The organism is Streptomyces sp. NPDC111507, from assembly GCF_055638955.1.
Genome location: NZ_JBVKBU010000012.1, coordinates 249,265 through 264,018, shown reverse-complemented (window position 1 = coordinate 264,018; position 14,754 = coordinate 249,265). Strand labels below are relative to the sequence as shown.

Genomic DNA, 14,754 nt, shown 5'->3' with positions numbered 1-14,754 from the left:
GCGTCCTGTGGTGTACGCATCCTGTCGATGTGCGTGCCCTGTCCACCGATGTCCTCGCGTCCGGCCCACCCCGTTCGCCACGTGCGCACAAGTGGCTTGTGAATGAGGAGAGTTCATGTCGCGGTCCTTGGGCTCCTCCCGCCCGTTCCGGTTCGGCGTCAATCTGCTCGCCCCCGCGCCCCTCGACGAGTGGCGCGCCAAGTGCCGACGCGCCGAGGGTCTCGGTTACGACGTGATCCTGGTCCCCGACCACCTGGGCATGCCCGCGCCCTTCCCCTCGCTGGTGGCCGCGGCGGAGGTGACCGAGCGGCCCCGCCTCGGCACCTTCGTGCTCAACGCGGGCTTCTGGAACCCCACGCTGCTGGCCCGCGAGGTCGCCACCACGGACACGCTGACGGGCGGTCGCCTCGAACTCGGGCTCGGCACCGGCTACATCCGGGCGGAGCACGACACGGCGGGCCTCCCCTGGGGCTCACCGCGCGAGCGGGTCGACCATCTCCGGCGCACCGTCGAGGAGTTGGAGCGCCTCCTCGGTTCGGACGAGCACCAGCCGGGAGCGTTGCAGCGACCCCGCGTGCCGCTGCTGATCGGCGCCAACGGCGACCGGATGCTGCGGCTCACCGCCGAGCGCGCGGACATCGCGGCGTTCACCGGGGCGCGCACCAGCCCGGGCGGCACGCTGGAGCCGATCACGGCCGCCGCACTGGACGAACGCGTCGCCCTGTACCGGGAGGCGGCCGAGGGACGCAAGGAGCCCGCCGAGCTCAATCTGCTGATCCAGGTCCTCGCCGTCACCGAGGACCGCGGCGCCGCGATCCGGCCCTGGCTGCCCCGTCTCCCGAACCTGACCGCGGACGAGGTCCTGGAGCTGCCGATCGTGCTGGTGGGAACCCTGGAGCAGATCGTCGCGCAGGTGCGGGCGCAGCGGGAGCGGTACGGATTCTCGTATCTGACGGTCCTGGAGCCGAACATGGAGGCGTTCGCCCCCGTCGTCGAGGCGCTGCGGGGCGAGTGACCGTCCGGATCGCGGGCTTCGCCGGCTCGACCTGACATCGAACCCTCCTGTCTCATCGCCATCCTCCGTGGTCGCGCCCGTTCGGCACGGGTCTCGTTCACGGCGTTGCCTTCCGAATATCCGATCGTTGATCTCGTTGTGCAGTGAGCGATGCCAAAGAGGCATGGAGGCGTGGATCGACAGCGGTGCCCGGTGGCGGCCTCCGACGGGCAGGTGAACGGAGAGCCCCGTGCGAATGACCGACATCCAGCGTTGCGAGATCCGCCCCGGACGTCTGGTGGAGTGGACGCTGCATCCGATGGTCGTCGAGGCGGCGACGGGTCTGCCGGACGACTCCCGCCCTCCCGCGTACGTACAGGAGTCCCACATCAGGACGTCGCGATCGGTGCGCGAGGACGGTCTGTTCGTACCCACCTGGCTCGGCGCGGCATTCGACATGCCGGGACGGATCGATCTCGACGTCCTCCAGGGTGCCCTGCGAGCCTGGACACTACGGCACGAGACACTGCGCAGTGGCTTCCGCTGGGTCGGTGACGAGATGCGCCGCTTCACACTGGACGCCGAAGCCGTCGCACTGCACCGCGAGGACATCGGCGACTTTCCCGACGCGGCGGTGCTGACCAGGTATCTGCAGGACCGTTTCGATGTCACGGCGGACGCGCTCACCTGGCCGAACTTCATCTTCACCGCGGTCGTCAGAGACGACGGCACCAGCGTCTACATGGCGTTCGACCACAGTAATGTCGACGCGGTCTCGATCCAGCGCATCCCCGGCGAGATCCACGAGCTCTACGCGGCCGGTCTTCTGGGGCGCGCCGTGGACACGGCACCCGTCGCCAGCTACGTCGACTTCTGCGCGACCGAGCGCACGGACGCGGACCGGATCAACGCCACGCACACGATCGTGGCCCGTTGGCGGGAGTTCATCGCCCGGTGCGGCGGGCGGCTCCCGAACTTCCCCGTCGACCTCGGTCTCGTCCCCGAGGGGCCGCTGCCCACCCAGAGATTCATGCACGAGATGCTCGTGGACGACGCGGACGCGATGGCCTTCGAGGCGTACTGCCGGCCGTACGGCGGAAGCCTGGTGGGCGTTCTCGCGGCCATCGGTCTCATCGTCCGGGAGATCAACGGGCTGCAGGTGTATCGCACCGTCGTGCCGTTCCACACCCGGGTGAAGTCCCGGTGGACGAACTCGGTGGGCTGGTACGTGGGTGCCGCGCCGATCGAGATTCCCGTGGCGCAGGCGCAGGACTTCGACAGCGCACTGGGGATGGTCCGTGCCGCGCTGCGGGAGAACCGCCCGCTGGCCCAGATGCCCGTCGCCCGCGTGCTCCGACTGCTGGGATCCGACTTCCGGCCCACGTCCCCGGACCTGTACTCGATCGTCTCGTTCGTCGACGCGCGCGGCATTCCGGGGTCGGAGCGCTGGCAGGAGTTGAAGGCGCGCGGGCTGATCCGCGTGTCGTACGGCGACCAGGTGTGCGTATGGCTCACCAGGCTCCACGAGGGCGTGCAATTCGCCTGCCGCTATCCGGACACCGACATCGCTTACAAGAACATGCGCCTGTGCACCGAAGGACTGCGGGAACTCATCATCTCCGTGGTGCGACAGCCCTTGGCCGTGCCGAAGACGTGACGGAAACCGTTCGTCGAACGGATCGGCCTTCTGCTTGGCTCGCCCCATGAGTGATCTCCACATCCGCCACGCCACCCTCTCGGACATCGACACCGTGCTGCGGTTCTGGCGCGAAGCCGCGGAAGGAACGAGCATCAGCGACGACCACGACGGGGTGGCCCGGCTCATCACCACGGACCCCGAAGCCCTGCTCCTCGCGGAGCGCGACGGTCTCCTCACCGGAACCGTGATAGCCGGCTTCGACGGATGGCGATGCTCCGCCTACCGACTGGCCGTACACCCCGGCCACCGTCGGCAGGGCATCGCCACCGCCCTGCTGGAAGCCGCGGAACGACGCTTCGCCGCCCTGGGCGGCCGACGCGTCGACGCCATGGTCCTGGAAGCCAACGAACGGGCTCACCACACCTGGGCCGCGGGTGGCTACCATCGCGAGGACCACTGGCGACGCTGGGTCAAGCCTCTGTAGGCACGCGGGCGGATGCGGGATCGGCGTCCAGGACCCAAGAAGGCACTTTGCAGATCCTTTACCATGGGAGGATCATCCGGTCCTCCCATGAAAGGTGTGAGCGTCCGCCGATGGGCGAGCCTCCCCGTACCCGACATCGCGCGATCCCCCCGCCCCTGGCCGATCCTGGGACGGAGGTGACCCGATGACCGAAGTACTCCTCCTCCTGGTGGCGGTGCTGCTCTCGCTGGCCTGTGGCGCCTTCGTCGCGGCGGAGTTCTCACTGACGACGGTCGAGCGCAGCGAGCTGGAGCGGGCCGTCGAGCGCGGCGAGCGCGGCGCGTCGGGCGCCCTCAAGGCCGTACGGAATCTGACATTCCAGCTGTCCGGCGCCCAGCTCGGCATCACCGTCACCAACCTGGTCGTCGGCATGCTCTCCGAGTCGTCGATCGCCAAGCTGATCGCGGGTCCGCTGGAGTCGATCGGCGTCTCGTCCTCCGCGTCCCGTTCGGTGGCGCTGGTCATCGGTACGGCCCTGTCGACGGTCTTCCTGATGGTCGTCGGCGAGCTGGTCCCCAAGAACTGGGCGATCTCCTCGCCGCTCGCCGTGGCCAAGCGGGTGGCGACGCCGCAGCGCTGGTTCAGCGCCGCGTTCCGCCCGTTCATCACGCATCTCAACAACACGGCCAACCGTGTCGTACGGGTCTTCGGGCTCGAACCGGCCGAGGAGCTGGCCTCCGCGCGCGGACCTCAGGAGCTGGTCGCCCTGGCCCGGCACTCCGCCAAGGAGGGCGCCCTGGAGGCGGACACCGCCGAGCTGTTCGTGCGCACCCTGAACCTCGCCGACCTGACCGCGGAGAACGTGATGACCCCGCGCGTCCAGGTCATCGCGCTGGACGTCCAGGCGACCTGCGAGGACGTGGCGAACGCGACCCGGGCGACGGGTCTGTCCCGCTTCCCCGTCTACCGCGGCAACCTCGACTCGGTCGTGGGCGTGGCACATATCAAGGACGTGGTGGCGATATCCGCCGAGTCGCGGCCCCGCACCCCCGTCTCCCGGATCATGCGCGAACCCCTGTTCGTACCGGAGTCACTGACCGTCGACCGGCTGCTCGACCGGCTGTCCGGCGGACGCACCATGGCCGCCGTCATCGACGAGTACGGCGGCACGGCGGGCGTCGCCACCCTGGAGGACATCGTCGAGGAGGTCGTCGGCGAGGTCCGTGACGAGCACGACCCGCACGAGACGCCGGACCTGGCCCCGGCCGGCACGGACGAGGAGGGGCGGGCGCTGTACTCGGCCGACGGGTCCGCCCGCACCGACCAGCTGGCCCGCGTCGGACTGCGGGTGCCCGAGGGGCCCTACGAGACCCTGGCCGGTTTCCTCGCGACCGGGCTCGGCCGCATCCCCGCCGTCGGCGACGCCGTGGAGGTCGCCGGGTGGCGGCTCGACGTGGTGGACGCCTCCGGGCGGCGGGCCGCGCGGGTGCTGCTGCACGCGCCGCGCGACGGGGTGCAGCGGTCCGACGAGGGGAGGAGGCCGCGATGACCGTCGTACAACTTCTGATCGGGCTGGCGACGCTGGTCGTGAACGCCTTCTTCGTGGGCGGCGAGTTCGCGCTGATCTCGGTGCGCCGCAGCCAGATCGAGCCGCATGCCGAAGAGGGCGACCGGCGGGCACGCAGCGTTCTGTGGGGCCTGGAGCACGTGTCCGCGCTGCTGGCGGCAGCCCAGCTGGGCATCACCCTGTGCACGCTGGTCCTCGGCATCGTGGCCGAGCCCGCGATCGCGCACCTGCTGGAACCGGCGTTCCACGCGACGGGCGTCTCGCAGAGCGCGGGCCACGCGATCTCGTTCGTGATCGCGCTCACCCTGGCGACCTATCTGCACATGCTGCTCGGCGAGATGGTGCCGAAGAACATCGCGCTCGCGGAACCGGTGCGCACCGCGCTGCTGCTCGGACCGCCGCTGGTGGCGCTCTCCCGGACGCTGCGCCCGGTGATCTTCACGGTCAACGCCTTCGCGAACGGCCTGCTGAAGCTGCTGCGGGTGGAGACGAGGAACGAGGTCGTCGCCACCTTCTCCGACGACGAGCTGGCCAGGCTGGTCAAGGACTCCGGCGAGGCGGGGCTCATCGACGACCGCGCTCTGGAGCGGTTGCACGACGCGCTGGAGCTCGGCCGCCGGCCCGTACGGGACGTGGTGCTGCCACTGGAAGGTGTCGTCTACGCGCGCGTGGGCGTCACTCCGGACGAGCTGGAGCGGCTGTCCGCCGAGTCCGGCTTCTCTCGTTTCCCGGTCGTGGACGAGGGGCGCCGCATCGTGGGCTATCTGCACGTCAAGGACGCGCTGGACGCGATACCGCGCGAGGCGCCGTTCCGGGTGGAGGACATGCGGCCCATCGCGCGGGTACGGGAGAGCACCCCGCTGGACGACGTGCTCACGGCGATGCGTCGCAGTCGTACGCATCTCGCGGCCGTCATGGGCAGCGACGGACGGATGACGGGGCTGGTGACGATGGAGGACGTACTGAGGGAGCTGTTCGGACAGACGGTGTGAGCGCGGCCGGGCCGGGCCCGGAGGAGGCCCGACCGACCGGCGAGTATGCGTGCGGGTTAGCATCTTGTCCGCCATGCAGACGAATGCCACGTACACCAGTCTTGTCGCGGTCGGCGACTCCTTCACCGAGGGCATGTCGGACCGGCTGCCCGACGGCTCCTACCGCGGCTGGGCCGACCTCCTCGCCGGCCGGATGGCCACGCGGACGCCCGGCTTCCAATACGCCAACCTCGCGGTGCGCGGCAAGCTGATCGGACAGATCGTCGAGGAACAGGTGGACGTGGCGGTCGCGATGCGGCCCGACGTGATCACCCTCGTCGGCGGACTCAACGACACACTGCGCCCCAAGGTCGACATGGGACGCGTCCGCGCTCTCCTGGAGGAGGCCGTGGAGCGGCTCGCCCCCGCCTGCGAGCGGCTCGTCCTGATGCGCAGCCCGGGCCGCAACGGTCCGGTGCTCGAACGGTTCCGGCCGCGTATGGAGGAACTCTTCTCCGTCGTCGACGAGCTCGCAGACCGGCACGGCGCGCTGGTGGTCGACCTCTACGGGGCGCCCTCACTCGCCGACCCCCGGATGTGGGACGTGGACCGGCTGCATCTGACGGCCGAGGGACACCGCCGGGTCGCGGAGGCCGTCTGGCAGACGCTCGGGTACGAACCCGAGGACAAGGAGTGGCGTACGCCGATGCCGCCGTCGGCGCCGCCCGGCTGGGTCGCCCGCCGCGCCGCCGACGCCAGCTTCGCGAGGCAGCACCTGCTGCCGTGGATAGGACGACGGCTGACGGGACGCTCATCGGGTGACGGCCGGACAGGCGCCCAGTTTAGCGCTGAGCTGGGCAAAGCCTTCTGGGTCACCCCTGCGGACCACACAAACCCCGGCCCTGTGACGGACTGGCGACGGGTGGAGCCCTAACCCGGAGCACCGCCCGCCTGTCATGCACCGATGGAACGCGGGGCGCCGCCTCCCTCCCTGCCCTCGCCCGCTGTTGTTTGCCGATCCGCGGCCGGCGTCGCAGTGGTGGGGTCGAGCTGCGGGGTTTGTCGCCCGGCGGCTGGGGGCCGTGCACGGCACGGGGCCGCTCTTGTGTGCTATGTCCCGGCCACCCGGGCGGTCTTGGACCTGTGGTGCGCGGACGGGAGTGCGGCCGGCGGACAGCAGGGCTTGCGGCGGGCCGCACCCCCTCAGCGGTTACAGGGCCTTTGTGAGGCGCTCGGTGAGGAGCCGGGTGAAGCGGGCGGGGTCGGGCAGATCTCCGCCTTCGGCGAGCAGCGCGCCGCCGTAGACAAGTTCGGCGATCTCCGCGAGGGCCGGATCGTCCGCGTTCGCCTCGTGGGCCTGGCGCAGGACGGTGATGAGGGGATGGGTGGGGTTGAGTTCGAGGATCCGCTTCACGGTGGGCAGATCCTGGCCCATGGCCCGGTACATCTTCTCCAGGGTGGGGGTCAGGTCGTGGGCGTCGCCGACGAGGCACGCGGCGGATGTGGTGAGCCTGGTGGAGAGGCGGACCTGCTTGACCTGCTCGTCAAGGGTGGTCTGCAGCCATGCAAGGAGGGCGGCGTAGCCCTGTTCGCGCTGGGCCTTCTCCGCCTTCGCCTCGTCGCTGCTGTCGTCGTCGGCGTCGTTGTCGAGGTCGACCTGGCCCTTGGCGATGGACTGGAAGCGGTGGCCGTCGAACGCGGGGACCTGGTCGGTCCAGACCTCGTCGACGGGGTCAGTGAGGATGAGGACCTCGTAGCCCTTGGCGGTGAAGGCCTCCATGTGCGGGGAGTTCTCCACCATGGCGCGGTTCTCGCCGGTCAGGTAGTAGATGGTGGTCTGGCCGTCCTTCATCCGCGTGACGTACTCGCGCAGCGTGGTCGTCTTCTCCGGATCGTTGGTCGAGGCGGTGGACACCAGCTCCAGGATCGCGTCGGTGTTGTCGCGGTCCTCGAGCAGGCCTTCCTTGACCACCCGCCCGAACTGCTCCCACAGCTTGGCGAAGGCCTCCGTCCTGGTGGCCCGCATGCCCTTGATCGCCGCGAGGACCTTCTTGACGAGGCGTCGGCGCACGGCGGTGATCTGGCGGTCGTGCTGGAGGATCTCGCGGGAGACGTTGAGGGACAGGTCGTGGGCGTCGACGACGCCCTTGACGAAGCGCAGGTAGTTCGGCATCAGCGCGTCGCAGTCGTCCATGATGAACACGCGCTTGACGTACAGCTGCACACCGCGCTTGGTGTCGCGGGAGAACAGGTCAAACGGGGCGTGGGCGGGGAGGAACAGCAGCGCCTCGTACTCGAAGGTGCCCTCGGCGCGCATGTGTATGGTCTCGGCCGGGGGCTGCCAGTCGTGGCTGATCTGCTGGTAGAACTCGCTGTACTCGGCCTCGGTCACCTCGCTGCGCGGACGGGCCCACAGCGCCTTCATCGAGTTCAGTGTCTCCAGCTCGCCCGCGGTCTCACCCTCGGCGCCGGTGTCCGCGTCGGCGGTGTTCGTGGGTTCGGTGGCCATGCGGATGGGCCAGCGGATGAAGTCCGAGTACTGCTTGACGATCTGGCGGATCTTCCACCCGGCCAGGTAGTCACCGAGACCGTCCTCGCTGTCCTCGGCCTTGACGTGCAGCGTGACCGAGGTGCCGACCGGCAGACCGTCGACTCCCTGGATGGTGTAAGTGCCCTCGCCGCCGGACTCCCACAGCGTGCCCTGCTCGGTGCCGGCGCGACGGGTGTGCAGGGTGACCTTGTCGGCGACCATGAACGCCGAGTAGAAGCCGACGCCGAACTGCCCGATCAGGTGCTGCGCCGCGTCGGCGTCCTTGGCTTCCTTGATCTTGGCGAGCAGGCTCGCGGTGCCGGACTTGGCGATGGTACCGATCAGGTCGACGACGTCGTCGCGGGTCATGCCGATGCCGTTGTCCCGCACGGTCAGGGTACGGGCGCCCTTGTCGGCTTCCAGGGTGATGTGCAGGTCGGAGGCATCGAGGTCGGTGTGGGTGAGAGATTCCAGGCGGAGCTTGTCGAGGGCGTCGGAGGCGTTGGAGATCAACTCGCGCAGGAAGATGTCCTTGTTCGAGTAGATCGAGTGGACCACCAGCTGCAGCAGCTGGCGGGTCTCCGCCTGGAACTCCAGCGTCTCGGTCGGGCTGGCCACGGGACGTGTCTCCTTCAGGTAGTGGAAAGGATGCGGTCGGATCAAGTTGCCGAGGCCGGGCGGCGTGCTGCATGGCGGCCCCGAGGTGTTCAGATGTGGCTGAGGGGCTGATACGGCGGGTCCGGCCGGGGCGGGCGGGACCGTAGCAGGACAGGAAGAGCTTCCAGCCGTCGCGGCATTCCAGCGTGACGCCGTAGCGGACCGCGGGCGGGGTGAACCGCCGCTGTGCCGCAGCAGCCGAAGGCGCTGCACCGCTGACGAGCACAGCGTGAACACCGGTGCGCCTGGGCCCCGTTGCCTTGTTACCGAATGCGGACAGACCCGACTGAACGACGCCCACCCGAGCGTCATCTCATGGGGTGCAGCGAAACAGCCGATGAGGCCGGTCGCCCCGCGGGAGCAGGGGGAGGTGCCGCGTCCTGGCAAACCATGGGGGAGCTTTCATCATGACCACACACCATGCCCGCCGTACCGCCCGTTCCGCCACCCTGGCCACCGTCACCGCCGCGCTGGCACTGGGCCTGACCGCCTGCGGCGGCACCGACGACGGCTCGAAGGCGGCGGGCGGCGACCACGCCGCCAGTACTGCGCAGAGCCGGTCCGCGTCCGACGGGGACGGCAAGGGCAGCCCGGGGCAGGCCAACAGCAGTGGTGACACCAAGGAGGGGGCGCGCCCGGCGACCGCCTCGGGCGGGACGGACAAGGTCGCGAGCAAGGGCACAACGGCCGGCGCGCAGCAGTGCCGGGGAGACGAGATGCTGGTCACCGCGGTGCACCGGTTCGCCGGTCAGCAGGGCGACCACCTGCTGGTCACCGCATCGAACGAGGGCACCAGGCCATGCTGGGTCACCTCGTACCCGGCCGTGAAGCTCGGCGGGGACGTCGACGGCGCCGCACTACCGCACTCGAAGAAGGACAACCCGGGCGGCGACGAGCACGTCACGCTCCTGCCCGGAGGCAAGGCATACAGCGCGGTGAACCTCTTCGACTACGGCTCGAAGAACCACACGGCGCACGCGTTCGCCATCGCGCTGCGCGGCGCGGACGGTCACAACGGCCCCTTCTACTCCGTCGACACCAAGGGCCAGAAGCCACAGTTCAGCTGGAACGAGGCCGACGTGCTGAACTGGAGCACCAAGAAGCCGTACGACTTCTGACGTGCCGTCAGCCAGTGACGCGTCACCGCCTTCCAGCACGTCTGCGATCAGCAACTCGCAAGGCTCCCCGACGACCGGCGACTCGGCGAGATCACCGGAGACCGCCCTTCGGACCCCGCTCGCCCTACCCTGCATGCGGATCTTGTTCGCCGACTGTGTTCCTGTGCTTTGAAGAAGGTCACCAAGCGGGGCGGAGAAGTAGTCCTGATCGTGGCACTACCGTCCCCTCGGACGCCGATGCCACCAGCCCGCCCCGAGCTCCGCCGACGCGGTCGGATCGGGCAGGGTCCGCCGCTCGAATTCGTCATCCAACCGCGCGACGATCTCTCTCAGCTCACGCCGAGCACGCAAAGGCAGAGCGCTCAGCATCGCCTCGACGGTTTCTCGACCATAGACCGGATCGTGGCACGGACAGTCCGCCAAGGGGACGTGGAGCAAACACCCTGGGTTTCGAAGGAACTGCTCGAACTCGTCGAGGCCAGCGCTCACGTATCCCGGATGGAACCGGTCGGCCTCCAGCCGCCGGACAGCAGCCTGAGCACTACGCCCAAGCCCCGAACCCTGACTGAACCGCCGGGAACCACCCCGGCTCAACCGCTTCTGGGCGCGCACCGCGCTGGGCGACCTACGCGGCATCACCCGCTGATGTCGTTGCGGGACGTCATGGTTGCGTCCAAGGAAGGGGCGTATGGGTTCAACCTGATCCGGGGGTTTGCTCCGGCGTCGAGGCGAGGACCGCATAGACGAACGGCCACCGGCTGATCTTCGGCCTGCGGGCCTGGTGAGCTCGCATGTTCAGGTGTCGCGTATTCGCGGCCGAGCCCAGATGGGGCTCGCGCTGAGTGATCTGCGCGAGCTCGGCGGCACCTGGCAGTCTGCTGGTCGGCGATTGACATGATGGGCGGCGGCAAGTCTCAGACGTCTCGAGAGGAGCGACTATGGCGTTCAAGACCGGAGTCGCCGAACGGGACGAGTGGTCCTATTCGCCGGCTGTCGGCGTTGGACCGCTCCGGTTCGGCATGACCGTCGACGAAGTGGTTGAGGCGGCTGGGATTCTCGGCCAGACGAAGGTCAGCGATTGTGCACGGGACCACGCGATCTTCTCGCCGACTTGGAAGGTCGAAGTCCACCGTCACGGGGTGGCTCTTTCACCGCCTGCCGTCACGGCCTATGTGAGCCAAGTCGTGGGGCTCTTCTGCATCGCTGCCGACGCCGGGCACGGTCCCCAGGTCGCGTACGACGGACTCCCGCTGGTCGGGAGGGACCTGTCGGAACTGGAGAGCGACGCAATCGCGTATGCCGAGGCAATGGACGCGCACTTTCGCTACACGCCCGAGGGCTACGCAGGACCGGATGATTCCGGGGTCGTGATCCGCGGGCAACTAGTCGGGCAGGTCCTCCTATCGCGTCCGTTGTTCATGGTGACGCGCGATGGCGCGAATACTGAATGGGACTCGATGCCCTCCGATGAGTACCGCGTCAACGGCCAGTCCACGGCCTGACGTGGTGTGACTCATGAGTTCCTTGATCACATCCGTTGCTGCGTCGTCCGCTACGTGGAGACGGGCGCAACCGGCAACCTGTAGTGATCACCGGCTGTGGTCGCCGGGGGCGTATCGGCTCCAGGTTCCGCCGGCCTCCGTGACGAGGTGGGTGGTGGTCTTGTCGTGGTAGCCGAGGGCCCGGGCGACCACAGGTGCGGGGGCCTGGAGGACCAGTTGGCGGATCCCTGAGGCCCGGCCGCGCTGGGCGGGAACTCCGGCGGCTCGGAGCTGGTCGAGCAAGCTGCTCGGGTCCATCGGATGCCCGGGCTGCCGGCCGGGGAACAGCCAGGCCGTGCTGCGGCTGCTGGCGCGGGCGAGCCGGGGCTGTTCCGCCAGGTAGGCGCGCACGAGACTGGCGACGGGGCCGGGCAGCGGCGACGGAGGGTCTCAGAGCCGGACCATGAGGGCAGCACCGTCGTCGATGACGTCCTCTGTGGTCAACCGGACGACGCGACTGATGGGTTGGGCATAGAGCAGGACGAGCGAGGCCGCGGTTCGGACTCGCAGCGGCAGGGTCTCGTCGTGCAGGACGCGACGGAGGACGGCGAGGCGGCGGTGCTGGCGCATCGGGGCCTGGTCCTGCTTGATCACGTGGGGCGGCGGGGCGAGTCGGGGCATGGCGCCGTTGCCCATGCACCAGCGCAGGAAGGGCTGGGCGGGTGGCGTAGTGGTCCGCGTGCCATGCGTCGAGGTCGGCCTGTCGGCACTGGTCGAGGGTCCGGTTGCGGGCTGCGAGCCAGGTGAGGAAGGCGTCGGCCTGGGTGATCTGCTGCCGGGCCTCGTGGGAGGGGAGCGTCCGAGCGGCCCTACGTTCCGGCTCACGCCAGTTGATTTCCTGTCCGATGACCAGGCCGTTTCCCGTTACGGCCGGTTCGCCTCCGAGCCCAGTCCTGGCGAACTGGAGCAGTTCTTCCGCCTCGACTCGCGTGCTCGGGAGCCCGCGTCGGCCAAGCGCCGGGACGTGACGAGGTTGGGCTGGGCGGTGCAGTGGGGGACGGTGCGGATGCTCGGCACGTTCCTGCTGGACGACCCGGCCGCGGTGCCGGCGTCGGTGGTGGCGTTCGTCGCCGAACAGCTCGCGGCCGACGGCTTCCCCATGACCGACGACCTGCTCGCACGCCTGTCGCCGCTCCAGTTCGACCACATCGTCCTGGGCCGCTACGCGTTCTTCCGCCCCCGCGCAGGCGGGGTACCGCCCGCTGCGCGAGCCGTCGGCGGACGGGGAGGACGGGAAGGCGTAGCGCCCGCCCGCCGCACGCGGTCACGACCTGCCATCGACACTCGCCGGCAGAGCTGCTCCATCCCAGGCTCAGGCCATCTGGCGCCCTCCCGCGCTCACGGGTATCCGAGCAAGCCCCTCGCACACCCGTCTGTGTGCGTTCCACCGTCCGACGCCGTCAGGCCTGGAGGATTTCATCGCGGAAAAGGGCCCGCTTGAGCAGACCCTGCAGGGCGTCCTGCTCGTCCTGCGTCAGGCCGGCGAACAGGGGTTCCTCGGTCAGGACCTTCAGCAGCCGTTCCCGCAACTCGGCGCCGTCCGGGGTCAGGACAAGCTGCTTGGCCCGGCGGTCGGTGGGGTGGGGACGGCGCTCTATCAGCCGCAGGTTCTCCAGCTTGTCGATCACAACGGTGGCATTGGACGGTTCGCAGCTCATCCGCCCGGCAAGCTCGCGCATGGTCATCGGACCGGTCATCTCGCGCAGGGCCGAGGCCTGCGCGACGGTCAGACCGAGCCCGGCCACCCATTCACGCATGCGCGCATTGCTCTGCATGTCCAGGTCGTGCACCAGCTTGCCCAGCTCCCACTGCGCTTCCGCCTGCGCCTCCGTCATCGCCATGGCTCCAGACTAGCAAACTACTTCAAGCCATGATAGATATGACTTGAAGCATTAAAGTCATATGCATCGGAGGAGCCTCATGAACCTCAACCTCGCGGGCAAGACCGCCGTCGTCACCGGCGCCAGCCGGGGCATCGGACTGGCCACCGTCCGGACACTGATCGACGAAGGCGTCCAGGTCATGGGCGCCGCGCGCACCGTCACGCCCGAGCTGAAGGAAACCGGCGCGCACGCCGTGTCGGCGGACCTGAGCACAGCGGAAGGCGTCACCGCCCTCATCGATGGCGCGCTGGCCGAACTGGGCGGCATCGACCTGCTGGTGAACAACGTGGGCGGCGGGGACGAGGCTGCCCTTGGCTTCCTCGACGCCGACGACACCCAGTGGACCCGCATGTTCGACATCAACGTCCTGGCCACCGTCCGCGCCACGCGCGCGGCCATGCCCAGCCTGATCGAGCGCAGCGGAGCGATCGTCAACATCTCCTCCACCGTCGCCCGGATGCCCCGAGGGGTCCCGGCCAGCTACAGCGCCGTCAAGGCGGCGGTCACCGCGCTCGGCAAGTCCCTGGCCGAGGAGTTCGGCCCCCAGGGCGTGCGCGTGAACACCGTTTCCCCCGGCCTGGTCCGCACCACCGTCTACGAGGACCCCAACGGCCCGGTCGCCCAGCTGGCCGCCGCAGCAGGTGCCACTCTCGCCGAATTCGTCCAGCAGATCGCGAAGTCCCAGAACATCACGACCGGCCGCATGAGCGAAGCCGAGGAGGTCGCGGCCCTGGTCGCATTCCTGCTGTCCGACGTGGCCGGCAACATCACCGGCGCCGACTACGTCATCGACGGCGGCACCATCAAGACGGTCTGAACCAGCCGTCAAACCCGCCGCGGCAGCGCGCGGAATCCAGCACTTCAACCCACAAACATGGAGCCCAGACCCATGGCTCACGTCGTCGTCGCGTCCGCCGAGCGCACCATTGACGCTCCTGCGGACGAGGTCTACCAGTACCTGGCAGACATGCAACTTCATTCTCGGTTCCTGCCGCCCCCCTTCTACGACTTCCAAGTCGAGGAGAGCGGCGTGGGCACGGGCAGCGTCGTCCGGTTCAAGATCAACTTCGCTGGGGGTGTCCGGGAACTGCGGATGCAGGTCACCGAGCCGGAGCCGGGCCGAACCCTGGTCCAGACCGACACCAACGGCTCCGGCCTCGTCACGACGTTCACCGTGACCCCGCAAGGCGAGCAGGCGCTGGTGAACATCACCTCCAGCTTCGATGGCGAGACCGGCGTCGCCGGCTTCGTCGAGCGGATCATCGCGCCGCGCAGGTTGCACCGCGTCTACGGCAAGGAACTCGCCCAACTCGACGCCTATGCCCGCGAGCAGCGCGTCGGTTAGCAGCGGCACGTCGGCTGGAACGGGGCCCGGGGCCTCACGGCTTGGG

General features: G+C 69.1%; 15 protein-coding genes. 11 read left to right on the top strand and 4 right to left on the bottom strand.

Translation table 11 applies throughout. The features are described 5' to 3' along the window. The first annotated feature begins 115 nt into the window (after nucleotides 1–115). The 6 genes from ACZ7M2_RS37145 to ACZ7M2_RS37120 all read left to right on the top strand — a co-directional run bounded on the left by ACZ7M2_RS37145 (nucleotide 116) and on the right by ACZ7M2_RS37120 (nucleotide 6,568). On the top strand, nucleotides 116–1,015 hold the full coding sequence (locus ACZ7M2_RS37145; protein ID WP_471599030.1) for an LLM class F420-dependent oxidoreductase: 900 nt from the start codon (nucleotides 116–118) through the stop codon (nucleotides 1,013–1,015). 235 nt (nucleotides 1,016–1,250) lie between these two features. Further along, complete coding sequence (locus ACZ7M2_RS37140) at nucleotides 1,251–2,651, top strand: condensation domain-containing protein (protein ID WP_471599042.1); 1,401 nt, start codon at nucleotides 1,251–1,253, stop codon at nucleotides 2,649–2,651. Nucleotides 2,652–2,697: 46 nt separating this feature from the next. Further along, nucleotides 2,698–3,117: a GNAT family N-acetyltransferase gene (locus ACZ7M2_RS37135; protein ID WP_471599029.1), complete on the top strand. Its 420-nt coding sequence runs from the start codon at nucleotides 2,698–2,700 to the stop codon at nucleotides 3,115–3,117. Nucleotides 3,118–3,301: 184 nt separating this feature from the next. Next, nucleotides 3,302–4,645 (top strand): hemolysin family protein, encoded by a 1,344-nt coding sequence (locus ACZ7M2_RS37130; protein ID WP_471599028.1) that lies wholly within the window; start codon nucleotides 3,302–3,304, stop codon nucleotides 4,643–4,645. Continuing rightward, nucleotides 4,642–5,655, top strand: coding sequence for a hemolysin family protein (locus ACZ7M2_RS37125; RefSeq protein WP_471599027.1), 1,014 nt, complete (start codon nucleotides 4,642–4,644; stop codon nucleotides 5,653–5,655). Before ACZ7M2_RS37130 ends, ACZ7M2_RS37125 begins: the two co-directional genes overlap by 4 nt. 73 nt (nucleotides 5,656–5,728) lie before the next feature. Further along, entirely contained in the window at nucleotides 5,729–6,568 is an 840-nt protein-coding gene (locus ACZ7M2_RS37120) for an SGNH/GDSL hydrolase family protein (RefSeq protein WP_471599026.1), read from the top strand. A 276-nt stretch (nucleotides 6,569–6,844) separates the two neighbouring features. On the opposite strand, the gene htpG is transcribed toward ACZ7M2_RS37120, so the two are convergent. Then, nucleotides 6,845–8,782 carry a molecular chaperone HtpG gene (htpG, locus tag ACZ7M2_RS37115; protein ID WP_471599025.1) on the bottom strand — a complete coding sequence of 646 codons (1,938 nt, stop codon included), beginning with the start codon at nucleotides 8,780–8,782 and terminating at the stop codon, nucleotides 6,845–6,847. 446 nt (nucleotides 8,783–9,228) lie between these two features. On the opposite strand from htpG, the gene ACZ7M2_RS37110 reads away from it, so the two are divergent. After that, a complete protein-coding gene (locus tag ACZ7M2_RS37110; protein WP_471599024.1) occupies nucleotides 9,229–9,939 on the top strand; it encodes a DUF4232 domain-containing protein in 711 nt (236 codons plus the stop codon). 938 nt (nucleotides 9,940–10,877) lie between these two features. Then, on the top strand, nucleotides 10,878–11,441 hold the full coding sequence (locus tag ACZ7M2_RS37105; protein ID WP_471599023.1) for a hypothetical protein: 564 nt from the start codon (nucleotides 10,878–10,880) through the stop codon (nucleotides 11,439–11,441). A gap of 87 nt (nucleotides 11,442–11,528) precedes the next feature. On the opposite strand, the gene ACZ7M2_RS37100 is transcribed toward ACZ7M2_RS37105, so the two are convergent. Both ACZ7M2_RS37100 and ACZ7M2_RS37095 read right to left on the bottom strand, forming a co-directional pair. Then, a complete protein-coding gene (locus ACZ7M2_RS37100; protein WP_471599022.1) occupies nucleotides 11,529–11,831 on the bottom strand; it encodes a hypothetical protein in 303 nt (100 codons plus the stop codon). Between the two features lie 39 nt (nucleotides 11,832–11,870). Next, a complete protein-coding gene (locus ACZ7M2_RS37095; RefSeq protein ID WP_471599021.1) occupies nucleotides 11,871–12,101 on the bottom strand; it encodes a hypothetical protein in 231 nt (76 codons plus the stop codon). A gap of 13 nt (nucleotides 12,102–12,114) precedes the next feature. Here ACZ7M2_RS37095 and ACZ7M2_RS37090 point away from each other — a divergent pair, with 13 nt between their 5' ends. Then, complete coding sequence (locus ACZ7M2_RS37090) at nucleotides 12,115–12,921, top strand: DUF4158 domain-containing protein (RefSeq protein ID WP_471599020.1); 807 nt, start codon at nucleotides 12,115–12,117, stop codon at nucleotides 12,919–12,921. Here the strand turns inward: ACZ7M2_RS37090 and ACZ7M2_RS37085 are convergent. After that, nucleotides 12,881–13,321 carry a MarR family winged helix-turn-helix transcriptional regulator gene (locus tag ACZ7M2_RS37085; protein ID WP_471599019.1) on the bottom strand — a complete coding sequence of 147 codons (441 nt, stop codon included), beginning with the start codon at nucleotides 13,319–13,321 and terminating at the stop codon, nucleotides 12,881–12,883. The genes ACZ7M2_RS37090 and ACZ7M2_RS37085 overlap by 41 nt on opposite strands. A gap of 79 nt (nucleotides 13,322–13,400) precedes the next feature. Between ACZ7M2_RS37085 and ACZ7M2_RS37080 the strand changes: the two genes are divergently transcribed. Together ACZ7M2_RS37080 and ACZ7M2_RS37075 are read left to right on the top strand one after the other, a co-directional pair. After that, a complete protein-coding gene (locus ACZ7M2_RS37080) occupies nucleotides 13,401–14,180 on the top strand; it encodes an oxidoreductase (RefSeq protein ID WP_471599018.1) in 780 nt (259 codons plus the stop codon). 72 nt (nucleotides 14,181–14,252) lie between these two features. Beyond that, nucleotides 14,253–14,708 carry an SRPBCC family protein gene (locus ACZ7M2_RS37075; protein WP_471599017.1) on the top strand — a complete coding sequence of 152 codons (456 nt, stop codon included), beginning with the start codon at nucleotides 14,253–14,255 and terminating at the stop codon, nucleotides 14,706–14,708. The last annotated feature ends 46 nt before the right edge of the window (nucleotides 14,709–14,754 follow it).